The 22,966-nt window shown below is 74.7% G+C and carries 23 protein-coding genes; 12 read left to right on the forward strand and 11 right to left on the reverse strand.

The features are described from left to right. Positions 1–136: 136 nt before the first annotated feature. From ABZ495_RS07865 to ABZ495_RS07880, 4 genes are all read right to left on the reverse strand, one after another. Positions 137–2,416 carry a peptidoglycan binding domain-containing protein gene (locus tag ABZ495_RS07865; protein ID WP_359834930.1) on the reverse strand — a complete coding sequence of 760 codons (2,280 nt, stop codon included), beginning with the start codon at positions 2,414–2,416 and terminating at the stop codon, positions 137–139. Between the two features lie 238 nt (positions 2,417–2,654). Next, a complete protein-coding gene (locus tag ABZ495_RS07870) occupies positions 2,655–3,116 on the reverse strand; it encodes a DUF6113 family protein (protein WP_329489453.1) in 462 nt (153 codons plus the stop codon). Then, positions 3,113–4,012, reverse strand: coding sequence for an N-acetyl-1-D-myo-inositol-2-amino-2-deoxy-alpha-D-glucopyranoside deacetylase (mshB, locus tag ABZ495_RS07875; RefSeq protein ID WP_359834932.1), 900 nt, complete (start codon positions 4,010–4,012; stop codon positions 3,113–3,115). Before mshB ends, ABZ495_RS07870 begins: the two co-directional genes overlap by 4 nt. Before the next feature lie 31 nt (positions 4,013–4,043). Then, entirely contained in the window at positions 4,044–4,238 is a 195-nt protein-coding gene (locus ABZ495_RS07880; RefSeq protein WP_045939028.1) for a DUF2304 family protein, read from the reverse strand. 316 nt (positions 4,239–4,554) lie between these two features. Between ABZ495_RS07880 and ABZ495_RS07885 the strand changes: the two genes are divergently transcribed. From ABZ495_RS07885 to ABZ495_RS07905, 5 genes are all read left to right on the forward strand, one after another. After that, the gene (locus tag ABZ495_RS07885; protein ID WP_359834934.1) at positions 4,555–6,744 is read left to right on the forward strand and encodes a prolyl oligopeptidase family serine peptidase; all 2,190 of its coding nucleotides are present in this window, start codon (positions 4,555–4,557) and stop codon (positions 6,742–6,744) included. 324 nt (positions 6,745–7,068) lie between these two features. Next, positions 7,069–8,025: an ABC transporter ATP-binding protein gene (locus ABZ495_RS07890; protein ID WP_359803298.1), complete on the forward strand. Its 957-nt coding sequence runs from the start codon at positions 7,069–7,071 to the stop codon at positions 8,023–8,025. Next, positions 8,022–8,744 (forward strand): ABC transporter permease, encoded by a 723-nt coding sequence (locus tag ABZ495_RS07895; protein WP_359803296.1) that lies wholly within the window; start codon positions 8,022–8,024, stop codon positions 8,742–8,744. The genes ABZ495_RS07890 and ABZ495_RS07895 overlap by 4 nt, the downstream gene beginning before the upstream one ends. Before the next feature lie 8 nt (positions 8,745–8,752). After that, positions 8,753–9,979 carry a histidine kinase gene (locus tag ABZ495_RS07900; protein ID WP_359803294.1) on the forward strand — a complete coding sequence of 409 codons (1,227 nt, stop codon included), beginning with the start codon at positions 8,753–8,755 and terminating at the stop codon, positions 9,977–9,979. A 24-nt stretch (positions 9,980–10,003) separates the two neighbouring features. Continuing rightward, entirely contained in the window at positions 10,004–10,639 is a 636-nt protein-coding gene (locus ABZ495_RS07905) for a response regulator transcription factor (protein WP_329489459.1), read from the forward strand. Between the two features lie 42 nt (positions 10,640–10,681). On the opposite strand, the gene ABZ495_RS07910 is transcribed toward ABZ495_RS07905, so the two are convergent. Both ABZ495_RS07910 and ABZ495_RS07915 read right to left on the reverse strand, forming a co-directional pair. Next, positions 10,682–11,575 (reverse strand): transglutaminase-like domain-containing protein, encoded by an 894-nt coding sequence (locus tag ABZ495_RS07910; RefSeq protein ID WP_352295895.1) that lies wholly within the window; start codon positions 11,573–11,575, stop codon positions 10,682–10,684. A gap of 95 nt (positions 11,576–11,670) precedes the next feature. Then, complete coding sequence (locus tag ABZ495_RS07915; RefSeq protein WP_359803292.1) at positions 11,671–12,552, reverse strand: GNAT family N-acetyltransferase; 882 nt, start codon at positions 12,550–12,552, stop codon at positions 11,671–11,673. A 262-nt stretch (positions 12,553–12,814) separates the two neighbouring features. Here ABZ495_RS07915 and fdxA point away from each other — a divergent pair, with 262 nt between their 5' ends. Further along, positions 12,815–13,144, forward strand: a complete 330-nt coding sequence (gene fdxA, locus ABZ495_RS07920; protein WP_329489462.1) for a ferredoxin — start codon at positions 12,815–12,817, stop codon at positions 13,142–13,144. A 21-nt stretch (positions 13,145–13,165) separates the two neighbouring features. Further along, positions 13,166–14,326 (forward strand): succinyldiaminopimelate transaminase, encoded by a 1,161-nt coding sequence (gene dapC, locus ABZ495_RS07925; protein ID WP_329489463.1) that lies wholly within the window; start codon positions 13,166–13,168, stop codon positions 14,324–14,326. A gap of 94 nt (positions 14,327–14,420) precedes the next feature. On the opposite strand, the gene ABZ495_RS07930 is transcribed toward dapC, so the two are convergent. Together ABZ495_RS07930 and ABZ495_RS07935 are read right to left on the reverse strand one after the other, a co-directional pair. Then, positions 14,421–15,185, reverse strand: a complete 765-nt coding sequence (locus ABZ495_RS07930; RefSeq protein WP_359803290.1) for a hypothetical protein — start codon at positions 15,183–15,185, stop codon at positions 14,421–14,423. Between the two features lie 328 nt (positions 15,186–15,513). Then, positions 15,514–16,536 (reverse strand): hypothetical protein, encoded by a 1,023-nt coding sequence (locus ABZ495_RS07935; protein ID WP_359834936.1) that lies wholly within the window; start codon positions 16,534–16,536, stop codon positions 15,514–15,516. A 121-nt stretch (positions 16,537–16,657) separates the two neighbouring features. On the opposite strand from ABZ495_RS07935, the gene dapE reads away from it, so the two are divergent. Then, complete coding sequence (gene dapE / locus ABZ495_RS07940; RefSeq protein ID WP_352295883.1) at positions 16,658–17,731, forward strand: succinyl-diaminopimelate desuccinylase; 1,074 nt, start codon at positions 16,658–16,660, stop codon at positions 17,729–17,731. Positions 17,732–17,876: 145 nt separating this feature from the next. Further along, positions 17,877–18,686, forward strand: coding sequence for a TIGR00730 family Rossman fold protein (locus ABZ495_RS07945; protein WP_329489467.1), 810 nt, complete (start codon positions 17,877–17,879; stop codon positions 18,684–18,686). A 29-nt stretch (positions 18,687–18,715) separates the two neighbouring features. On the opposite strand, the gene folP is transcribed toward ABZ495_RS07945, so the two are convergent. Next, positions 18,716–19,528, reverse strand: a complete 813-nt coding sequence (gene folP, locus ABZ495_RS07950; RefSeq protein ID WP_329492232.1) for a dihydropteroate synthase — start codon at positions 19,526–19,528, stop codon at positions 18,716–18,718. 174 nt (positions 19,529–19,702) lie between these two features. On the opposite strand from folP, the gene ABZ495_RS07955 reads away from it, so the two are divergent. After that, a complete protein-coding gene (locus tag ABZ495_RS07955) occupies positions 19,703–20,122 on the forward strand; it encodes a DivIVA domain-containing protein (RefSeq protein ID WP_352295877.1) in 420 nt (139 codons plus the stop codon). Further along, the gene (locus ABZ495_RS07960) at positions 20,119–20,709 is read left to right on the forward strand and encodes a DNA-3-methyladenine glycosylase I (RefSeq protein ID WP_359834938.1); all 591 of its coding nucleotides are present in this window, start codon (positions 20,119–20,121) and stop codon (positions 20,707–20,709) included. The genes ABZ495_RS07955 and ABZ495_RS07960 overlap by 4 nt, the downstream gene beginning before the upstream one ends. A 75-nt stretch (positions 20,710–20,784) precedes the next feature. On the opposite strand, the gene ABZ495_RS07965 is transcribed toward ABZ495_RS07960, so the two are convergent. Then, the gene (locus ABZ495_RS07965) at positions 20,785–21,585 is read right to left on the reverse strand and encodes an enoyl-CoA hydratase-related protein (RefSeq protein WP_329489470.1); all 801 of its coding nucleotides are present in this window, start codon (positions 21,583–21,585) and stop codon (positions 20,785–20,787) included. A 297-nt stretch (positions 21,586–21,882) separates the two neighbouring features. Between ABZ495_RS07965 and ABZ495_RS07970 the strand changes: the two genes are divergently transcribed. Beyond that, complete coding sequence (locus ABZ495_RS07970) at positions 21,883–22,050, forward strand: DUF3117 domain-containing protein (protein WP_014137929.1); 168 nt, start codon at positions 21,883–21,885, stop codon at positions 22,048–22,050. Positions 22,051–22,189: 139 nt separating this feature from the next. Here the strand turns inward: ABZ495_RS07970 and ABZ495_RS07975 are convergent, their stop codons facing one another. Then, a complete protein-coding gene (locus tag ABZ495_RS07975; protein ID WP_329489471.1) occupies positions 22,190–22,798 on the reverse strand; it encodes an O-methyltransferase in 609 nt (202 codons plus the stop codon). Between the last annotated feature and the right edge of the window lie 168 nt (positions 22,799–22,966).

Here is a 22,966-nt window from a genome sequence, read left to right on the forward strand (position 1 = left end):
CCCGGGTCCCCTGGGGGGGGGGGGGGGGGGTGGGGGGGGGGGGGGGGCCCCGGCCCCCGCCCCCGCCCCTCGGTCGTTCGTCCACTCGCCGTGCGCCCGGTGCCGGTGGGCCGGCCCGGGCGGTGGGAGGCTCCGCTCAGGCGACGGTGAACTTGACCGTGCGCTCCTTGTCGCCGGTCTTGTCCAGCACCGAGGTGATGGCGTCGGCGACGTCCTGCGGGGTGATCGCGGCGGTCTGGCCGTTCTTCTTGATCTTCAGCTTGTCGAACACCGTGCCCAACTGGCCGGCGAGCGCGTCCAGGTCCCACTTGGGCACGATCTTGCCGGCGGCGTCGGGCACCAGGGTGAGCGTCTTGGGGGCGGTCTTCGGGCCGAAGTCCCAGGTCTTGGTGCCGGCCGTGATGTGGATCTTCCCGTTGACCGCGGACTTGCCGAGGCTGTCCGCGGCGGCCTGCAGGGCCTGCGGGGAGACCTTGGGCTGGGCGGCCGTCACGGTGAGGGCGACCGGCTGCTCGGCCTTGCCGGTGGCGCGGTCGCGGTAGGCCTGCTCGACCTGGTCCACGGCGGACGCGGCGTCGACCGCCTGGCCGGCCCTGCCGGGCACCACGACCGGCTCGCCGGCGTCGCCGAACCTGACGTAGCCCTCCTGGAGGCCCTGCCCGGACCCGGCGGCCAGCCCCTCCAGGGCGGCCTTGAGCTTGGCCCGGTCCACCTTGACCTCCGGCGGCACGGCCTTCTCGTCGCCCTTCAGCGAGGTGATCACGTCGACCGGGCTGTAGGAGTGCTGGGTGAGCCGGTCCACGGTGGCCGTGGTGTCGAAGCTCAACCCGGCGACGGTCGGGTCGAGGTCCATCGCCTGGTCGCCGATCCTCAGCTTGACCGGCTGCTGGCCGGCCTTGCCGACCGTCTCGTCGAGCTGGTGGATCGCCTGGTCGCGGTTGCTGCCGCCGATGTCCGTGCCGAGCACCACGGTGCCCTTGGGGATGTCGGACTGGTTCAGCATCAGGCCGGTGCCGTACGCGGCGGCGCCGAGGAAGAGCACGCCCGCGACGCCGTAGACGCCGAGCTTGACGAGCTTCTTGCCGCGGCTCGGCCGGGCCTTGCCGGTGGCCGCCTTGGGGGCCTGCGGCGCGGCGGGCGCCGGCTGCTTCCGGGCGGGAGCGGTACCGGCCTCGGCCTCCGGGCCGCCGGGGTAGGGCCGGCCGGGGGCGGCGCTGCCGGGGCCGCCCGGCCGACCGGCCTGCGGGTCGGCCGGGGCCGTCGGCTGGGCGCCGGAGACGCCGGGAACGCCGGGGAAGAGGCCGCCGGGGGCGGCGGTGCCGTACGGCTCCGCGCCGGCCTGGGGGCGCTGGGCGGCGAACGGATCGGCGCCGGCCGGGGCCGAGGCGAACAGGCCGTTCTGCGGGGAGCCGTTCGGCGGGAGGCCGTGCTGGGCCGTGCCGCCGGGCAGGCCGGATATGGCGGCGGGCGGGAGGGTCTCCTCGCGGATCGGCGCGAAGCCGTCCACCGAGGTGTCCTCCGGGTTCGCCGCGTCGGCCGGGCCGGCCATCGGGTGGCCCTGGCCCTGCGGAGCGCGGCGGGCCGCGAACGGGTCCGCGCCGGGGCCCGGGCCGAAGGGGTCGGCGCCGGGGCCGGTGGCGAACGGGTCCGCCGGGGCGTCCTCGTAGACGCCGGCCTCGTCCGCCGGGGCGTCCGGGCCAGCACCGGTGCCGAACGGCGAGGCGGGTGCGCCGGTCGGGCGCGGGGCGGCGGCCTGCGCCGGTACCGCCCGGCCGTTCGGGCGGGCCGTGTCCGGGCCCGCGGTCCGGGCGGGGCGGGCGGCCTTGGGCCGGGCGCCGTTCGGGCGGGCCTCGGTGCCGGGGGCGGGCGCGGGGCCCGGCGCGAAGGGGTCGGCCGGGGCGTCCGCGGCGCCGGCCGGGACGGCGGCGGGCTCCGCCGGGCCCTTCTTCTGGCGCGGCCGGAACCACGCGCCGGTGGACTCCGATTCGGAGGTCGCGGGCGGGATCTCCCACTCCGGCGGCAGGTTCGGCGGGGTGGCCGTCCGCGCGCCGCCGTCCATCACCCCGAGGACGGGGGAGGCGGACGCGGCGGAGCGGTGCCGGGGTCCGGCCGGCTCGGCGGCGGTCGGCGGGGCCTCCTCGCCCTGGCCGTCCTCGTTCTTGACGGTGCTGCGGACCACCACGGGCGGGATCGGGCGCGAGCCCGGGATGTTGATCCGGACCCGCGTGGTCAGCGTGGTCTCCGTCTTGGGGGCTTCGTCCTCCCCGGCCGACGCGGAGCCCGGGGCGGCACCGGCACCCGCGCGGTCGCCGCCGGGGAAACCCGGTGTGCCGTAGGGCGGGGTGCCCGACGGGTAGGCGTCCGGGCCCGTCCGCCGAGGCGTCGGGTGGGCGTTGTCAGATTCGCGGCTGCTCAATGCTGCTCTGCTCCGGGTTCGCGGGCGGGCCGTGCGGCGCGACCGCGGTTCGTGGTCGCCGGGCCTGGCGGGCGGCGGTGGGGTACGGGCGTTCTGCGGCACCACCATACTGGGAAGAACTGACCGGTGAACCGGTTCGGATAGAACCTGATACGTCCGGTTCCTCCGGTATGAGAGTACGGCTGTGTGGTCCTGACTGCGCGTCGTACGCGGTACCGTACGCGGGCCGCCGGGGCGGTCAGCGCGGCGGGCCGGGCACTCCGGGGAACCAGCTCGTCCGGGTCGGCAGGGTGGCGCAGATCACGCCCAGGATCGAGCCCGCGAACAGCCAGGCGAGCGACGTGGCGTTGGTCCAGAGCACGTTGTCGCCCTCGGGCCGGGGGACCATCACCAGCAGCAGCGCCAGGAACCAGCCGGCCGCCGGCAGCGCGGCGCCGAGCCGGGTGCCGGTCACCCGCAGGCCCGCGTAGAACGTGGCGCCGGTGGCGGCGAGCGCCAGCAGGACTCCCACGGGCGGCCACAAGGCCTGCACAAATGCTCCGCAGACCGAGACCGCGACGCCCAGCAGGAAGAACAGGACATAGGCCGCGATCCGCCCGATCCGCGGGGGCTGCGGCTCGGCCAGCCGCTCGGCGCGGGTGCCGAGGACGGCCGCCGGGATCGAGCGGCGACGGGCCTGCGGGGTGGCGGGCTCGGTCATCGGGCACTCTCCTCGAAGGTGCTGTCCAGGCCGGCGAAGAGGTCGTCCTCCGGCAGCGGCCGTCCGGCCCGGCCGCGGACCAGCTGGTAGTACTCGGTGGCGACCAGCGGCTGGCCGAGGTCGTTGGAGAGCGTGAACCAGTCGCCGTGCACGGTGATCTGGGTGGCGTGGGCGGCCATCGCGGCCGCCTTGCGGTCGGCGTACGCGGCGCCGTCCAGCACGGTGGTGACCACGGCGTCGTCCACCACGCCGGGTACGTCGGAGGGGCTCGCGACGCCGGGCGACGGCGCCTTGGCGGCCGTCTCGGCCAGCCCCCGTTCGATCACCGACCGGGGCATCCGGTTCCAGTACACCTTGGCGATCCGCCAGGCCGGGCCCAGGTCGGGCCGGTACGCCGGGTCGGCGGCCAGTTCGTACGCGCGCATCGCCACCCGGTGCGCCTGGATGTGGTCCGGGTGCCCGTAGCCGCCGTCCTCGTCGTAGGTGACCAGGACCTGCGGCCGCACCTCGCGGACCACCGCGACCAGGTGGCCGGCCGCCTCGTCCACGTCCGCCCGCCAGAAGCAGCCGGGCACGTCGTTGTCGGGGACGCCCATCATCCCCGAGTCGCGGTAGCGGCCGGGGCCGCCGAGGAAGCGGAAATCGGCGACGCCGACGGCGCGCATGGCGTCGGTCAGCTCGCCGATCCGGTGGGGGCCGAGGGTGTCGTCCCGATCCGCCGTCAGGTGGGCCAGCTCCGGCGGGATCACCTCGCCGCCCTCGCCGAGGGTGCAGGTCACCAGGGTGACCAGGGCGCCCTCGGCGGCGTACCTGGCCATCGTGGCGCCGTTGCCGATCGACTCGTCGTCGGGGTGGGCGTGCACCAGGAGCAGGCGGCGGCCGGTAGTCGCGGTCATGGGAGGAAGCCTAACGACCGCGTGCGGGGGGTCAGAGCTTCAGGCCGTTGATCATTCCGGCGAGGTTGCTGGTGACCTGGCTGATCGACGGCGCGATGGAGCTGGACGCCAGGTAGAAGCCGAGCAGCGCGCAGACGATCGCGTGCCCGAGCTTCAGGCCGGAGCGGCGGATCAGCACCACCACGATGACCAGCATCAGCATGGCTGCGGAGATGGACAAAGCCATGTCGGCTCACACCCCTTCTCGGGTGCGCCACCCCCTCGGGGAGGGCGGCGGTCGGGACCGTGCGGGACTTGCGGTCGGGCGACCGGGGCCCGGGACGGGGCCTGACGATCACTCGTTGAACCAGTCATACCCGATGTGTGAGGGGCGCATTACGTTCAGTGAGGCTGCACGCGCCGGGGCATGGTGGCACAAATGGGGCGCATGGGCCGGTCGGAAGGGGTGTGGACCCCGTTCGGGGGTCCCGGTCGACGATGCTCCGAACGAGTGATCAAAATCCTCCGGGTGGGGGCGGGGGAACGTCATAGGGTCTGGTGCCATGACCTCCCACACCCCTGCGGACACCTTCCCGCGGCAGTACGCGCGCACCCTGCGCTACACCGTCGGCGCCCCCCGGTCCTTCTCCGTCGCATCCGACGGCTCCCGGGTCGTCTTCCTGCGCTCCCTGCCCCGCCCCTCGGCCGGGGAGACCCCCCGCGCCGGCGACCGGGCCAACCGCCTCTGGACCCTCGACACCGCCACCGGCGAGGAGCGGATCGCGGCCGATCCGGTCGCCCTGCTCGGCGGCGGCGAGGAGGACCTCTCCCCGGCCGAGAAGGCCCGCCGCGAGCGCAGCCGCGAGGGCTCGGCCGGCATCGTCGGCTACTCCCTCGACGGCGCCGGCGCGCTGGCCGCCTTCGCCCTCTCCGGCCGCCTCTTCACGGCCGACCTGGTCGCCGGCGGCACCGTCGAACTGCCCGCCGAGGGCCCGGTGGTCGACCCCCGCCTCGCCCCGGACGGCGTCCACGTCGCCTACGCCAACACCGCCGGCGAGCTGCGGCTCACCCGCGCCGACGGGACGGCCGACCGGGCCCTCGCGCAGCCCGACGGCCCGGGCGTGACATGGGGCCAGGCCGAGTTCATCGCCCAGGAGGAGATGAGCCGCGACCGCGGCTTCTGGTGGTCGCCGCAGAGCGACCGGCTGCTGGTCGAGCGGGCCGACGACACCCCGGTGCGCCGCTGGTGGATCGCCGACCCGGCCAACCCGGGCACCGAGCCCGCCGAGATCGCCTACCCCGCGGCCGGCACCGCCAACGCCGGCGTCGGGCTCTGGCTGATCGGCCTGGACGGCGACCGGACGGAGGTCCGCTGGGACGACGCGGCCTTCCCGTACCTGGCCCGGGTGCACTGGTCGGCGGGCGGCGTGCCACTGCTGCTCGTCCAGGCCCGCGACCAGCGCAGCCAGCGCATCCTCGGGGTGGACGTCGAGACCGGCGCCACCGAGGTGCTGTTCGAGGAACACGACGACGCCTGGCTGGAGCTCTTCCAGGGCGTGCCCGCCTGGACGCCGGACGGCAAGCTGGTCCGGATCTCCGACGGCGCGGGCGAGGACGGCGTGCGGGCGCTGGTGATCGGCGACCAGACCGTCACCGGCGCCGACCTGCTGGTGCGCTCGGTGGTGGCGGTGACGGCCGAGGAGGTCTTCTTCACCGCCTCCGGCGGCGCCGGCGAGACCGACCCCGAGCCGGGCTGGATCGCGGTCGGCCGGATCAGCCACGACGGCAAGCGGCTCTCCTGGGAGGCCGCCAACGACCGGCCGTTCACCTCGGTCACGTCGGCGGTGCACGCGGCCGGCATCACCGTGCGGGCCACCGCCGAGCCCGACCTGCCGGGCACGCTGGTGCAGGTCGCCCGGGACCTCCCGGAGGGCGTGGTGGTCGACGTGGTCGCCACCGTCGCGTCCTACGCCGAGACGCCGGTGCTCACCGCGCGCCCGGTGTTCCGCTTCGCGGGCGAGCGCCGCATCCCCGCCGCGGTCTTCCTGCCCACCGGCTACGACCGCGAGCGGGACGGCCTGCTGCCCGTCCTGATGGACCCGTACGGCGGCCCGCACGGGCAGCGCGTCGTCCAGGCGCACAACCCGCACCTCAACTCGCAGTGGTTCGCCGACCAGGGCTTCGCGGTGGTCGTCGCCGACGGGCGCGGCACCCCCGGGCGCGGGCCGGCCTGGGAGAAGTCGATCGCCTTCGACTTCGCCGGCGCGACCCTGGACGACCAGGTGGACGCGGTGCGGGCGCTCGCCGAGGAGTTCCCGCTGGACCTCGGCCGGGTCGCCATCCGCGGCTGGTCGTACGGCGGCTACCTCGCGGCGCTCGCCGTGCTGCGCCGCCCGGACGTCTTCCACGTGGCCGTGGCCGGCGCCCCGGTGACCGAGTGGGAGCTGTACGACACCCACTACACCGAGCGCTACCTGGGCCACCCCGCCGAGCGGCCCGAGGTCTACGCGGCCAACTCGCTGACCGGCCACGCGGCCGGGCTGGAGCGCCCGCTGATGATCATCCACGGTCTGGCGGACGACAACGTGGTGGCCGCGCACACCCTGCGGCTCTCCTCGGCCCTGCTCGCGGCCGGCCGGCCGCACACCGTGCTGCCGCTCTCGGGGGTGACGCACATGACCCCGCAGGAGGAGGTCGCGGAGAACCTGCTGCTGCTCCAGGTCGACTTCGTGAAGAAGTCGCTCGGCCTCTGAGGCGGGCGGCTGCGAGGTTCAGCGGAGGGGGGCCGTCAGGGCCAGGGCCCGCGGACGAGCGGTGCCGGGGCGCCCTCCGCTCCCCCCGGTCGCGGGTGCCCGCACGGGGTCGACGGGCCCGGCCCCGGTGGGGACGCCGGCCCCGGCACTGACAGACGGCGCGCGACCTGCGGCTTCGGTGGCCGGTACCCGTGACACGGGTACCGGCCACCGGCATGACATCCGTCATGCCGAAGGCACGACGGCGGCCACTGCCGCCGGGCCGGGGCCGCGCGGGACTCTGAGCTGGTGCGAACGACACCAGCAGGGGAGAGGACCGGGTCGATGGGTACCGAGGTGGCCGCCTTCCGGGGCGTGGGCAAGAGCTACGGACGGGTGCGGGCGGTGGACGGGCTCGACCTCGTGCTGCGGCCGGGCGAGACCGTCGCGCTGCTCGGCCCGAACGGCGCCGGCAAGTCCAGCAGCCTCGACCTGCTGCTCGGCCTGCGCGAGCCGGACCGCGGCAGCGTCACGCTGTTCGGGGGCGCCCCGCGCGCCGCGATCGCGGCCGGCCGGGTCGGCGCGATGCTGCAGAGCGGCGGGCTGATGGCGGACGTCAAGGTCCGCGAGCTGGTCGGGCTGGCCTGCGACGTCCACCCGCGCGGCCGGGCCGTCCGGGAGGTGCTCGTCGACGCCGGGATCACCGAGCTGGCCGAGCGGCGGGTCGACAGGCTCTCCGGCGGCCAGGAGCAGCGGGTGCGCTTCGCGCTGGCGATCGCCGGGGCCAATGACCTGATCGTGCTGGACGAGCCCACCACCGGCATGGACGTCTCGGTCCGCCGGTCGTTCTGGGCGAGCATGCGGGCACAGGCCGACGCCGGGCGCACGGTGCTGTTCGCCACCCACTACCTGGAGGAGGCGGACTCGATCGCCGACCGCGTCCTCGTGCTGCACCGGGGCCGGCTGATCGCGGACGGTACGTCCGCCGAGATCAAGGCGAAGGCCGGGGCCCGCCGGATCACCTTCGAGCTGCACGACGTGGACGGCCCGTTCGAGGAGGCGGCGCTGCGTCGCCTGCCGGGGGTGCTGGCCCTGGACGTCAGCGGCCGGGTCCCGGGGGTGCGGACCGTCCGGATCCGGACGGCGGACGCCGACGCGGGCGTCGCCGGGCTCTACCGGGCGGGTCTGTACCCGCGCGGGCTGGAGGTGACCGGCCTGGGCCTGGAGCAGGCCTTCCTGACCATCACCGGCGAGCAGGACACCGCCGACACCACCGAGTTCGCGACGGAGGCCGCCCGATGACCACGCTGATCCGGCTGGAGATCACGCGCACCCTGCGCAACAAGCGGTACGTGCTCTTCACGGTGCTCTACCCGGCGCTGATGTACTTCTTCTTCATCCACGCCTACGGCACCGACCAGGTGGCCGGCGGCCTGCCGGTGAAGACCTACTTCATGGTCTCGATGGCCACCTTCGGCGCGGTCGGCGCGGTGCTCACCGGCAGCGCGCAGCGGATCTCGCTGGAGCGCAGGAGCGGCTGGGTGCGCCAGCTGCGGCTGACGGCGCTGCCCGGCCGGGCGTACACCGTCGCCAAGATCGCCGCCGGCGCGGTCACGACGCTGCCCGCGATCCTGGTGGTCTTCGGGGTCGGGGCCGCCCAGGGCGTGCGGATGGGGGCCGCCGAGTGGGCCGGCCTGGCCGTGGCGCTCTGGCTGGGCAGCTTCGTCTTCGCGGCGCTCGGGGTGGCGCTCGGCTACGCGGCGGGGGCGGACTCGGTGCAGACCGTCGTGATGATCACCTACATGGTGATGGCGCTGTTCGGCGGGACGTGGTTCCCGGTGACCGGCACGCTGCGGACGATCGCCCAGGTCAACCCGGTCTACCTGTACAACCGGCTGGCCGGCTTCACCCGGCCCGGACAGTCGCTGGACCTGGTCGCGGTCGGCGGTCTGGCCGGCTTCCTGGTGGTCTTCACCGCGGCCGCGGCCGTGCTGTACCGCCGGGACACCCGGCGGGCATGATGGCCACCATGTCCGACACGCCCCGCACCCACCGCACCGACGAGCCGGAGGCGGGGCCGGTGTCCTTCATGAACGTCCCCGGCGCCACCGTGGAGAACCGGCGGCAGCTGCTGGTCAAGGTCAGCTGGATGCTGCTCTGGATGGTCTACCTGCTCTACCCGGTGGGCGACCTGCTCAAGGACGGGCACTCGCCCGCGGCGACGGTGGCCGGCTGGATCGCCCTGGTGGCGTTCGTCGGCTGCTACGTCAGCCTGGTGGTGTTCCGTTCGATGGCCGGCATGCGGCCGCTGGCCTGCCGGGTGGTGGTCGCGGCGATGATCGTGACGGCGGTCGTCACCTCCTTCGGCCTCGGCACCGCGTGGCTCACGCTCTTCACCTACGCCTCGGTCGCCGTGGCGATCATCGCGCCGGTGCGCTTCGCGCTCGCCGGGGTCGCCGCGATGGCCGGGCTGACCGTCGTGGTCGGGCTGCTCAGCCGTGCCGACCACGGGGACATCCCCACCATCGCGCTCACCGCCTTCCTCTCCGGGGCCGCCATGACCGGGCTGCAGCGCCTGGTCGCGACCATGCGGGAGCTGCGCGAGGCACGGGCCGCCGTCGCCCACCTCGCCGCCTCGGAGGAGCGGCTGCGGATGGCCCGGGACCTGCACGACCTGCTCGGGCACTCGCTGTCGCTGATCACGCTGAAGAGCGAGCTGGCCGGGCGCTTCATGGACGGTGGCAAGGAGGAGGCCGCGCGGGCGCAGGTCGCCGACATCGAGAAGGTGGCCCGGCAGTCGCTGATCGACGTCCGGGAGGCGGTGACCGGCTTCCGCCGGCCCACCCTGCCGGTCGAACTCGCCGCCGCCCGGACGGCGCTGGCGGCCGCGCAGGTCAGCCTGGAGGCGGCGCCGGAGCTGGTGGACGCCTGGCCCGGGCTGGCCAACGAGGAGGCCGGCGCGCTGGCCTGGGCGCTGCGCGAGGCGGTCACCAACATCGTCCGGCACGGCGAGGGGGCCACGGTCTGCACGGTGCGGGCGGACGAGACGTGGGAGGGCGGCGGCGAGCGGTACGCCGTCCTGGAGGTCTGCGACAACGGGGCCGGGCCGGGCAAGTCCGGGCCGGGCAACGGGCTCTCCGGGCTGGAGGAGCGGCTGGCGCTGGTCGGCGGCCGGCTGGAGACCGGCCCGGGCGACCGCGGCCGGGGGTTCCGGCTGCGCGCGCTGGTCCCGCTGCGCTCGGTCTCCGTCGTGTAGGGGCGCGGGCCTAAGGTCGTCGGCATGAGTGAGATGCGAAACGACGGTGCCCCGTCCGTCCGCGTGCTGCTGGCGGAGGATCAGGGGATGGTCCGGGAGGCGCTGGCCGCGCTGCTCGGGCTGGAGGGGGACATCGACGTGGTGGCCCAGGTGGGGCGTGGCGACGAGGTGGTGGACGCGGCGGTCGCCCACGACGTGCAGGTCGCGGTGCTGGACATCGAGATGCCCGGCATGACCGGGATCGAGGCCGCGGCGGAGCTGCGCCGGCTGCGGCCGCAGACCAGGGTCGTGATCGCGACCACCTTCGGCCGCCCCGGCTACCTGCGGCGGGCGATGGAGTCGGGGGCGGACGCCTTCCTGGTCAAGGACGCCCCGGCGGCCGAGCTGGCGGAGGCGATCCGCCGGGTGCTGCGCGGCGAGCGGGTGATCGACCCGGTGCTGGCCGCCGCCGCGCTCGCCGAGGGGGCGAACCCGCTGACGGCGCGCGAGCGGGACGTGCTCGCGGCCGCCGCGGACGGCGCCGTGAACGCCGAGATCGCCCGCCGGCTGCACCTCTCCGAGGGGACGGTGCGCAACTACCTCTCGATGGCGATCCAGAAGACCGAGGCCCGCAACCGCACCGAGGCGGTCCGGATCGCCCGCGAGAAGGGCTGGCTGTAGGCCCGGCGCGGGCCGGACGGACGGGGCGCGGCCCGGCGGCGGTCAGTTGAGCCGGTGCCGGGCCGCCCGGGCCTCCAGGCGGACCTTCGCCGCGGTGTCCGGGTCGAAGGCGTCCAGGATCTCGGCGTAGGCGTCCATCTCGGCCGAGCCGCCGAGGAAGTCGCCGGTCCGCACCAGCAGTTCCGCCCGCTCCAGCCGGAGCTGGGCCGGGTGCCGGGGCAGCAGTAGGGAGAGTTCGGTGGCCCAGAGCTGGGTGCGGGCGTGCTCGGGGCGCTCGGCGGCCCAGGCGCGGATGTTGCCGAGCACCCGCAGCACGGTGTCCAGCGGCTGGGCCGGGGTGAGCAGTTCGGGCGAGAACGGGTGGCCGGCGGCCCGGACCAGGCCGGCCGCGTCCTCCAGGTCGAGCAGCCGCCCGCCGTGGAACGGGTCGGCCAGGACGTAGTCGTCCCCGCCGTCCGGGCCGCCGACCGCGACGATGAAGTGGCCCGGCAGCGCGATCCCGTGCACCGGCACGCCGGCCCGCCGGCCGACCGCCGTCCAGACCAGCGCGAGCATGATCGGCAGGCCGCGCCGGCGCCGCAGCACGTCGGGCAGCAGCGAGGACTCCAGCCGCCGGTAGTCGGACTGCCGCCCGTGGAACCGCTCCCGCCCGCCGAGCACGGCGGCCAGCAGCGCGGCCGTCTCCTCCGGCCCGGCCGGGGCCCGCTCGGCGACGGCGAGCCGGACGGCGGCGGCGTGCCGCTCCAGGGCCGCCTCGCAGGCGGCCAACAGGGCCTCCAGGGTGGGCGGGTCCCGGGGGTCGTCCGGGTCCGGGACGGGGCTGTGTTCGGCGGCCGCGAGCAGGCAGAGCAGCACCGGATCGGGGTGCTCGGCCCGGGCCTCGGTCCGGAAGCGTGCTCGGCTCTGCTCGGTCACGGTGGCTGCGACGGCTTTCATGCGGGCGGACGGACAGGCGGAACGGAACTGACGGGTGGCACCGGCGGCCGGGCCGACGGGCGGGTGGGGCGGACGGACGTGGCGCCACGACCGCGCTACCCCTGGGGCAGGCGGGCGTAGTGGTAAGTGTGACTGGTCGTGAAGCCAAGTCCGTCATAGAGCGCGATCGCACCATCGTTCTCTGCCTCGACCTGGAGGTGGGCACCGGTCGCGCCCTCCTCGGCGGCCCGGGCGGCGAGCACCGCCATCAGCGTGGTGGCCAGGCCCGCACGCCGGGCGTACGGGGCGACCTCGATCGCGCCGAAGCAGGCCCACGGGCCGTCGATGACGCAGCGTCCGATGGCCAGCGGCGGCTGCCCGGGCGCGCCCGGCGCGGTGGCGAACCAGACCGACGGGCCGCCGTGGATCACCTGCCGCGCCGCCTCCTCCACCGCCGGGTCGCCGGTGACCCGCCGGTACAGCGACATCCACTCGGCGCCGGCCGTCCGGGCGAGCCGCACGCGCCGGTGGCCGGAGCCGAGCCGGGCCAGCGGGGCCAGCGGGGCGATCCGTACCAGCGTCGGCGAGTATGCCGCGCCCAGCCGGTCCAGCTCGCCGCGCAGGTCCTCGGGCGAGCCGGGCGTGCTGACCTCCACCCAGGCCGGCAGGCCGCGCGCCGCGTACCACCGCCGGACGGTCGCGAGCGCCTCGTCCAGGGGCAGGCCGGGGTCGCCGAGGGTCTGGACCGAGTTGGCCCGCCGGGTGAAGCCGGCGGACGCCCGCAGCGTCCACCCGCCGAGCGGCTCCTGCTCGACGGCGGGCCAGCCGCGCGCGGCGATCCGCTGGAGCTCCTCCGGCGGGGCGACGGGCAGCGCGGCCCGCCGGGCCGGGAAGAGCGGCACCACCTTGCCGGCGACCAGCAGCTTCTCCGCGAAGGTGACCGGAGCGCCGCGCCGCGGGGCGACGGTAAGCTCATGATCGTCCCAGGATGTGAGCACACCGATCACATCGCGGAATACCGGCCTGTCGTCCACGAACTCCGCGACACGCCGAACTGACACCCGTAGTCCCACGTCAGAGCGATCTATCCGGACCTCCGGACGGTCCTGGACCGGCCCGCCAGCCGCCATCTGGGCACCTCCTGTGCATTTGCGGTCTCCGACCCGCGATACTAGGGGCGGGCATCGACGACGCCGCGCTCACCCGCGCACGCGAGCAAACAGAATGGGCCGCCGAGCCCTTCCGAGGAGGAACGACAGCGTGACCTACGTCATCGCGCAGCCTTGTGTCGACGTCAAGGACAAGGCCTGCATCGAAGAGTGCCCGGTTGACTGCATCTACGAGGGCGAGCGATCGCTCTACATCCACCCGGATGAGTGTGTCGACTGCGGCGCTTGCGAGCCGGTCTGCCCGGTCGAGGCGATCTTCTACGAGGACGACACTCCGGAGGAGTGGAAGGACTACTACAAGGCGAACGTCGAGTTCTTCGACGACCTCGGTTCGCCCGGTGGCGCCTCTAAGCTCGGCCTGATCGAGCGCGACCACCCCTTCATCGCCGCTCTGCCGCCGCAGAACACCGACGAGCACTGAACGATCGGTGGCAACTGAGCTGTGAGTACCAAGAACAGCACGCACGCGCCGTTCCCGGGCCACCCGGGGGCGGCGCGCCGCGTTTCCGATCTCCTGCCGGTCTTCCCCTGGGACAAGCTGGAGCCGTACAAGAAGACGGCGCTGGCCCACCCCGGCGGGCTCTGCGACTTCTCGGTGGGCACCCCGGTCGACCCGGTTCCCGAGGTGATCCAGAAGGCGCTGGCCGCGGCCACCGACACGCCCGGCTACCCGACCGTCTGGGGCCCGCTGGAGCTGCGCGAGGCGATCGCCGGATGGCTGCGCCGCCGGGTCGGCGCCGAGATCGGCCCGCAGGCCGTCCTGCCCACGGTCGGCTCCAAGGAGCTGGTGGCCTGGCTGCCGACCCAGCTCGGCCTCGGCCCCGGTGACCAGGTGGCCTACCCGCGGCTGGCCTACCCGACCTACGAGGTCGGCGCGCGGCTCTGCGGCGCGGAGCCGGTCGAGTACGACTCGGTGGACGAGCTGGACGGTTCGCGGGTCCGCCTGCTCTGGGTCAACTCGCCCTCCAACCCGACCGGCCGGGTGCTCGGCGCGGACGAGCTGCGCCGCGCGGTCGAGTGGGCCCGGGAGCACCGGGCGCTGCTGGTCAGCGACGAGTGCTATCTGGAGCTGGGCTGGGAGGCCGACCCGGCCTCCGTGCTGCACCCGGACGTCTGCGGCGCCGCCGACGACGGGACGCAGCACGAGGGCCTGCTGGCCGTCCACTCGCTGTCCAAGCGCTCCAACCTGGCGGGGTACCGCGCCTCCTTCGTGGCGGGCGACCCGGTGGTGGTCAAGGAGCTGCTGGGGGTGCGCAAGCACGGCGGGATGATCGTCCCGGCCCCGGTCCAGGCGGCGGTCGTCGCGGCGCTCGCCGACGACGCGCACGTGGCCGAGCAGCGCGGGCGCTACGCCGCCCGCCGGGCGGCCCTGCGCGCGGCGCTGGAGGCGTACGGCTTCCGGGTGGAGCACTCGGAGGCGAGCCTGTACCTGTGGGCGACCCAGGACCGGCCGTGCTGGGAGACGGTGGCCGAACTGGCCGGGCTGGGCATCCTGGTGGCGCCCGGCGACTTCTACGGGCCGGCCGGCGAGCGGTTCGTCCGGGTCGCGTTCACCGCGACCGACGAGCGGGTCGCGGCGGCCGTGGAGCGGCTGCGCGGCTGACCCGCGGAGCCCGAGCGCGGCGAAGGGGGCCGGTGTCCAGGACGGGACACCGGCCCCCTTCGGTGCTGTGCGGGGCGCGCCGGGTGGCGCCGGATCAGCCGATCGGCAGGCCGCCGAGGCCACCGCCGCCGATCCCGCCGAGCAGGCCGGTGATCGGGCTGAGACCGGCCAGCGGGGAGTTCGGGCCGAGGTCGGCGCCGCCGAGGCGGTTGGCCGAGCCGTGCTCGGCCAGGCCGAGCACGTCCGTGCCGGGGACCTCGGCCGGCAGCGCGCGGCCCAGGGCGCCGAGCGGGAGCGCGTCGGTCACGGCGTTGGTCCCGGGGACGGCGCCGGCGAGCGCACCGGCGCCCGGCAGGCCCTGGGTCAGGGCGGCGGTCTGCGAGAGCCCGCCGACCGGGTTGGCGCCGGCGGCCGCGCTGCGGCCGGTCGCGCCCGGGCCGCCGTTGACGGCCTCGCCGAGCTTGCCGGCCAGTGCGGCGGCGACCTTCGGGGTGATGCCGGAGAGCTGGCCGGTGGTGGCGGCGGTCTTGTCCACCGGGGCGGTCAGCGAGCTGGCCTTCTCGTTCGCCTCGGGCAGCTGGTGGGCGACGATGTTGCCGGTGGCGTCGGCGGTCGCCGGGACGCCCGCGGCGACGGTGGCGGCGCCGGTGTCCCCGGCGGCCTGGCCCAGCTCGTGGGTGGTGTGCTGCAGGGTGGATCCCGCGTCGGTGTTGGTCAGCTGGCCGAGCGGCGCCGCCAGGTCGGACTTGGGCAGCAGCGCGTCGGCGGCGGACGCGGTGCCGGCCGCGACGAGCGGGGTCGCGCCGGCCGCCACGAGCAGTGCGGCCTGGGCGATCCGGCGCGTGAGGGAGTGAGACATGGGGCTCCTCGAAAGGGTCTTGGGTCCGTCCTGTCCGCCGGGCGGACGACGTTCTTACCGCTTCAGAAGCCAGAAGGTTTCGGCCGGTGCAAGGAAACGGCCTTACCGACGATCGGATCGTAGGACCGGTGCTGGGGGGCGGCGAACGGCCCGGCCGCGGGCGTGCGGGCGGGGCAGGCCAAGGGGAGTGACGGTTCTTCGGGTCGGGCTCCGGCGCCGGCCGCCCGTCCACCTGGGTTGACCGGAATCACTCCTTCGGCGGCAACCCGGACACCAGTGCGTCAGCCCGCCGGAGCGGCCGTTCGGAGCCGCTCCGGCGGCCTTCCGCTCAGGACTTCCCGACCGGGGCGAGCGAGACCAGCACCAGCTTGGTCGAGGTGCCCGTCGGCTGGGGCTTCCAGCCGCCCTCGGACTTGGACTTGCGCCAGACCTTCCCGTCGTAGGCGATCGTCTCGATGCCCAGCTGCTGGGCCTGCGTCACCGCCCAGTGCGCCACCTCCCAGCCGTTCTGCCGCTCGGCGTCCGGGCCGGCGTCGGTGCTCGCCGCCGGGTCCGGGGTCAGCGAGACGGCCTGCTCGGCGCCCTTGACGGTCGAGGTGTAGCCGGCCGCCGGCGTCACCGTCCGGCCGAACTCGCGGCGCACCCGGTCGCTCAGCACCTGCACCCGGTCGGGCAGCGGGGCCGCGGCGGCCGGGGCCGCGGGGGAGCCGGTGGCGGTCGGCGCGGTGTCGTCCGGCTCCGGCTCGGGCGCGGCGAAGTCGTGCACCACGCAGTTCAGCGCGCCCGCCTCGCGGCCGGTCAGCGCCGAGGCGAGCAGCGTCGCCTTGGTCTCGTGCTTGGCGTAGGCCTGCGGGTAGCCGCTCTTCTGCACCTGCTGGGCCGCGTCGGTCAGCGGCAGCCGGGTGTAGCCGGGGACCTTGACCAGGCCGTCCAGGAACTTGTTGGTCGCGTAGACCGGGTCCATGATCTGCTCCACGGTGCCCCAGCCCTGCGAGGGACGCTGCTGGAAGAGGCCGACCGAGTCCCGGTCGCCGCCCGCCAGGTTGCGGATCTTGGACTCCTGCATCGCGGTGGCCAGCGAGATGGTCACCGCGCGGTCCGGCAGTCCGCGCGAGTGCGCCACGGCGGCGATCGTCGCGGCGTTGGCCGCCTGCGGGATCTCCAGGGTGCCCTCGCCCGAGGCCGTCTTGACCGTGCAGCCCTCGGGCGTCAGCTTGGTGTCGCGCAGCCAGTACAGGCCGACCGCGACCACCACGAGCGCCAGCAGGACGACCAGCACCGCGCGCAACGGCCTGCGCCGCCGTCGGGGCGCCGTGTCGCCGCCCTGCTCGCCGCGCCTCTTCCTGGCCACCGCCGCCCCTCTCCACGCTGTTCCTGATCGCACACCGTACCCACTCGGACGGATGTGCGGCGCCACCGGTTGCGATCAGTCGCACGGGGCGGCCGGTCGCCCACGACTAGGCTGAAGGACCATGAGCAGCTCTGAGACGCCCCTGGACCTCACCCTCGACGGCGGTGCGCTGACCGCCCGGCTCGTCGACTTCCCCTCGGTCAGCGGCGACGAGCAGGCGCTCGCCGACGCCGTCGAGGCGGCGCTGCGGGCCTACCCGCACCTGACCGTGGACCGGTACGGCAACAACGTGGTGGCCCGTACCGGCCTGGGCCGCGCCGAGCGCGTGCTGCTCGCCGGCCACCTGGACACCGTGCCGATCGCCGACAACGTGCCCTCCTACGTCGAGGGCGACCTGCTCTACGGGTGCGGCACCTCCGACATGAAGTCCGGGGTGGCCGTCCAGCTCCGGCTGGCCGCCACCCTGGCCGAGCCCAACCGGGACCTCACCTTCGTCTTCTACGACTGCGAGGAGGTGGAGGCCCACCGCAACGGCCTCGGCCACCTCGCCGCCCGGCACCCGGACTGGCTGGCCGCCGACTTCGCCGTGCTGATGGAGCCCAGCGGGGCCGCCGTCGAGGGCGGTTGCCAGGGCACCATGCGGATCCAGGTCCGGCTGACCGGGGTGCGCGCCCACGCGGCCCGCGGCTGGCTCGGCGACAACGCGATCCACCACGCCGCCGAGGTGCTCGGCCGGCTCGCCGGGTACGAGCCGCGCCGGGTGGAGATCGACGGCCTGGAGTACCGCGAGGGCCTGAACGCCGTCCGGATCGACGGCGGCGTGGCCGGCAACGTCATCCCCGACGAGTGCGTGGTGACGGTCAACTTCCGCTTCGCGCCGGACCGTAGCGAGGCGGAGGCCGAGAAGCACCTGCGCGAGGTCTTCGACGGCTTCGAGGTGACCGTCACCGACTCCGCCCCCGGCGCCCTCCCCGGGCTCGACCAGCCGGCCGCCCGGGCCTTCCTGGCCGCCACCGGCGGCGTCGCCCGGGCCAAGTTCGGCTGGACCGACGTCGCCCGGTTCAGCGCCTTCGGCATCCCGGCGGTCAACTACGGCCCGGGCGACCCGAACATGGCGCACAAGCGGGACGAGTACTGCTCGCTCGCCGCGATCGCCGAGACCGAGGAGCGACTGCGCGCCTGGCTGACCGACTGAGCCGCCGCGGCCGGCCGGACGGTCCGCCGCCGGCCGGCGCGGCCGCCCGGACCAGCAGGTCCGTCGTCGAACGCCATCTTCCGGTCGCCCAACCGACCTCTCACCGTTGCCTGAAAACCGGGATCGTCGGGCGTAGGGTTTCGTCATGACAGGCACTGGAGACGAGAAGCACTACGGACACGGGCCCGAGCAGGTGGGCGAGCCGCGCCCGAAGAAGGCGTGGCCCGAGAAGCAGAAGGGCCCGGTGCTGGTGCGCCGGGACCAGGTCGGCACCAGCACGACGGACCAGCGCCTGCTGGACACCACCGGCCCGACGGACTGGCTGCACACCGACCCCTGGCGGGTGCTGCGGATCACCTCGGAGTTCGTCGAGGGCTTCGGCGCGCTGGCCGAACTCCCGGCCGCGATCAGCGTCTTCGGATCCGCCCGGACGCCGGTCGACTCCCCCGAGTACGCGGCGGGCGTGGCGATCGGCCGGGCGCTGGCGGAGGCCGGCTACGCGGTGATCACCGGCGGCGGCCCGGGCGCGATGGAGGCGGCCAACCGCGGCGCCTCGGACGCCGGCGGCCTGAGCGTGGGCCTCGGCATCGAGCTGCCCTTCGAGCAGGGGCTCAACGAGTTCGTCGACCTCGGGCTGAACTTCCGCTACTTCTTCGTCCGCAAGACGATGTTCGTGAAGTACGCGCAGGGCTTCGTGGTGCTGCCCGGCGGCCTCGGCACGCTGGACGAGATGTTCGAGGCGCTGACCCTGGTGCAGACGAAGAAGGTCACCCGGTTCCCGGTGATCCTCTTCGGCAGCGAGTACTGGGGCGGCCTCTACGAGTGGCTGAAGAACACCCTGGTCGCGCAGGGCAAGGCGGCCCCGCACGACCTGGAGCTGTTCCACATCACCGACGACATCGACGAGGTCATGAAGATCCTCGCCGACGCCCGCCGCCCGGCGAACGAGATCTGAGGGCCGGGGGAGCCGAAGGAGGGGGCGCCCTACGCCAGCCCCCGGCGGGCGACCGCCGGGGGGCGGGTGCCCCGGATCGAGGCGACCATGTCCAGCACCTGCCGGGTCTCGGCCACCTGGTGCGCCCGGTAGATCCGGGCGCCCAGCCAGGCCGAGACCGCCGTGGTCGCCAGCGTGCCGAGCAGCCGCTCGTTCACCGGCCGGTCCAGGGTCTCGCCGACGAAGTCCTTGTTGGAGAGCGAGACCAGCACCGGGAAGCCGGTCGCGGTCATCTCCGGCAGCCGGCGGGTCGCCTCCAGCGAGTGCCGGGTGTTCTTCCCGAAGTCGTGCCCCGGGTCGATGACCACCGCGTCCCGCCGCACGCCCAGCTCCACCGCCCGCTCGGCCAGGCCGACCGTCACCCGCAGGATGTCCGCCATCACGTCCGGGTAGCCGGTGCGGTGCGGCCGGGTCCGCGGTTCGGCGCCGCCCGCGTGGGTGCAGACCAGGCCGGCGTCGTACCGGGCGGCCACCTCGGCCAGCTTCGGATCGACCCCGCCCCAGGCGTCGTTGAGCAGGTCCGCACCCACCTCGCAGACCGCCTCGCCGACCTCGTGGCGCCAGGTGTCCACGCTGATCACGGCCTCCGGGTGGCGCTTGCGCAGCTCCGCCACGAACGGCACGGTGCGCCGCAGTTCCTCCTCGACGGTCACCTCGTCGCCCGGTCCGGCCTTCACCCCGCCGATGTCCAGGATCGCGGCGCCCTCGGCCATCGCGCGGTCGGCGGCGGCGAACGCGGCCTCGTCCGCGAAGGTGGCGCCCTTGTCGAAGAACGAGTCCGGAGTGCGGTTGACGATGGCCATGATCACCAGCTCGTCGTCACCGAATTCCCGTGGTCCCAGGCGCAGTGCCACCGATGTCTCCTCCACAGCTGCTCCGGGTGCGATGATGGCCCCCGGCCTATCGGGAACCATGCTGTCATGATCGTGAGCCGGGCACTGTTGTCAGCGCCGGCAGGGAAGTCGGGAGGACCGCTCGTGTTCTGGGTGATCGTGGTGGCGATGGCCGTCGTGGTCGGAGGCGCCGCGTTGGTGGCGCTCGGCGGGGGCGGCTCACTGCCGGAGGCGGTGCAGGACCGGATCGCCGCCCGGCTGCCGCAGGACCGTCCGCTGAGCCGGGACGACGTGGACGGCATCCGGCTGCCGATGGCCGTGCGCGGCTACCGGATGGACGAGGTGGACGACGTCCTGGACCGTCTCGGTGCCGAACTCGCCTACCGGGACTCGCGGATCGCCGAGCTGGAGGCCGCCGGCGCGGTCCGCGGCGCCGTCGAGGCCACCGGCCCGGACGCCGGGGCCGAACCGCTGCCCGGGCTGGAGGAGTTCGCGCAGGTGGTGGAGCCCGTCAGCACGCTGACCAAGGGCCCGGAGGGTGCGAAGCCGGCGGCGGACCAGTGACCGAGGCCGGTGCGGCGCTCGGTGCGGACGGCCTGCGCCGCTGCGGCTGGGGCGACTCGGCGGACGACTACCGGCTCTACCACGACACCGAGTGGGGCCGCCCGGTCCACGGCGACGACGCGCTGTTCGAGCGGGTCTGCCTGGAGGCCTTCCAGTCCGGCCTGTCCTGGATCACCATCCTGCGCCGCCGCGAGGGCTTCCGGGCCGCGTTCGAGGGCTTCGCGATCGACAAGGTCGCCGAGTTCGGCCCCGCGGACGTCGAGCGGCTGCTCGGCGACACGGGCATCATCCGCAACCGGGCCAAGATCGAGGCGTCGATCGCCAACGCGAAGGTCGCCCGCGACCTCGACGGCGGCCTGGACGCGCTGATCTGGCAGTACGCCGGTGCGCCGGACCGGCCGGCCCCCCGCACCCTGGCGGAGGTCCCGGCCGTCACGCCCGAGTCGACGGCGCTGGCGAAGGCGCTCAAGAAGGCGGGCTTCCGCTTCGTCGGCCCGACCACCGCGTACGCGCTGATGCAGGCCTGCGGCCTGGTCGACGACCACCTGGCGGACTGCCACGTCCGGAGCGCCCTGCGGGCCGTCTAGGCCCTCCCGGGCCCCGGGACGACCTCGCCGGACCCCGCCCGGGCCCGCACGGCCCGGGCGGTGCCCCGCCGGGCCTCAGCGGCCCAGGTACGTCGGCTTCTCCTTGGCGATGAACGCGCGGACCGCGATCCGGTGGTCCTCGCTGTCGCCGGCCAGGGTCTGCAGCTCGTCCTCCTTGTCGAGCAGCTCGTCCAGGGAGTGCGAGGCGCCGTACGCGAGCGACTCCTTGATGGCGCCGTACGCGACCGTCGGGCCCTCGGCCAGCTCCTTGGCGAAGACCCGGGCGGTGGCGGCCAGCTCGGCGGCCGGGACGACCTTGGTGGCCAGGCCCAGCTCCATCGCCTCGGTGGCCTTCACCGTGCGCGGCAGCATCAGCAGCTCGGTGGCCTTGGCGTGCCCGACCAGCCGGGGCAGCGTCCAGGAGGCACCCGAGTCGGCGGTCAGGGCGATCCCGGCGAAGGCCGTGTTGAAGCCGGCCGTGTCCGCGACGATCCGGAAGTCGCAGGCGAAGGCCAGCGAGGCGCCCGCGCCCGCCGCGACGCCGCCGACCGCCGCCACCGTCGGCTTGCGCATCCCCGCCAGCGCCCGCACCAGCGGGTTGTAGTGCTCGGAGACGGTCTTCAGCGCGCCCTCACCGGTCTCCTCGGCCCGCTTGAGCAGGCCCAGGTGCTCCTTGAGGTCCTGCCCGACGCAGAACGCCCGCTCACCGGCGCCGGTGAGCAGCACCGCCCGCACCGCCCGGTCCTCGGCGGCGGCGGTCATGGTGTCGCGCAGGGCCACCTTGGTGGCGGTGTCCAGCGCGTTCATCGCCCCGGGGCGGTTGATGGTGATGACGGCGAGGCCGCCGTCCAGCTCGTACAGCACGGAATCGGACATGGGCGAGGGGCTCCCTTGCGATCGGCACAGCTCGGTCGTGTGTCAGGATGCCGGAGCGTGCGGCCGGGTGGGGAGTGTGAGGTATCGCACCTTTCGGCGGCGCGCCGACCGCCGCCGCGCCGGGGCTTATGGCAGGAAATGTGGCGCTTGGAGCCGGTCCGGCCGTGGTTGCGCCGAGAGTGATGTTGGTCATCAGGCCGTGGCATGCGGGATAATGGCTTCCGATCAATGCGTTCGATACCGGCGGTGGACGGACTGCCGGTGCGTAGCTGAGCGGTTGCAGGAAGGGGAACGAGCATGGCGGCCATGAAGCCGCGGACGGGTGACGGCCCGCTCGAAGTCACCAAAGAGGGGCGGGGCATCATCATGCGCGTTCCGCTCGAAGGCGGCGGACGCCTTGTGGTGGAGCTCACGCCTGACGAGGCCGACGCCCTGGGCGAGGCTCTGAAGAAGGCCTGCGGCTGACCGCAGCGGGTGCTCCCCATCTCCTGGAGATGTGCCGCCGGGCCCGGGTACGACACTACGTCGGCCCGGGCTCTGTGGTTTCCGGGCGGCGTGTTTCCCGGGCGGCCGCCGTCGGGCCGCCGTCGGGGCCTCGGCCCGGTCAGCGCTTCACGGCGCAGAGCAGCCCGTCCGACACCGGCAGCAGCGCCGGTAGCAGGGCCTCGCTCTCCCGGACGTCCCGGACCAGGTCGCGCACCGCGTGCGTCTGCGGGTCCTGCTGGTCCGGCTCGGCCAGTCGGCCCTCCTGGAAGACGCCCTCGAAGCAGACCATCCCGCCCGGCCGCAGCAGCCGCAGCGACTCCGCCAGGTACTCCCGGGACTCCGCCGGGTCCCCGTCGCAGAAGACCAGGTCGTACTGGCCGTCCGCGAGCCGCGGCAGCACGTCCAGGGCCCGGCCCGGTATGAAGCGGGACCGGTTCGCCGCGAACCCGGCCGCGTGGTACGCCTCGCGGGCCAGCTGCTGGCGCACCGGTTCGGTGTCGACGGTGGTGAGCACCCCGTCCGGGCGCATCCCGCGCAGCAGGTAGACGCCGGAGACGCCCGTCCCGGTGCCGATCTCGGCCACCGCCTTGGCGTCCAGGGCGGCCGCCAGCAGCCGCAGACAGGCCCCGCCTCCCGGTCCGATCGCCCTGATACCGGTGCGCGCGGACTGTGCCCGGGCGTAGGTGAGCACCGCGTCCTCGCCGACGAAGGTGTCGGAGAGGGCCACGCGCGCGGGCCCGAACTCGCTGATGGCTGCCTCTTTCGGAGCCCCGGGCGATGGCCCGGTGCCGAGCGGAAGTCGATATTTCCTGGCACAGATTACTGGCCGACCGGGAACCGCGTACGGCGGCGGGCCGTTGCTGAGGAAGGGACCGGTCGACGGATACCCCCGCGA

Source organism: Kitasatospora sp. NPDC005748, from assembly GCF_040630735.1.
Taxonomy (GTDB): domain Bacteria; phylum Actinomycetota; class Actinomycetes; order Streptomycetales; family Streptomycetaceae; genus Kitasatospora.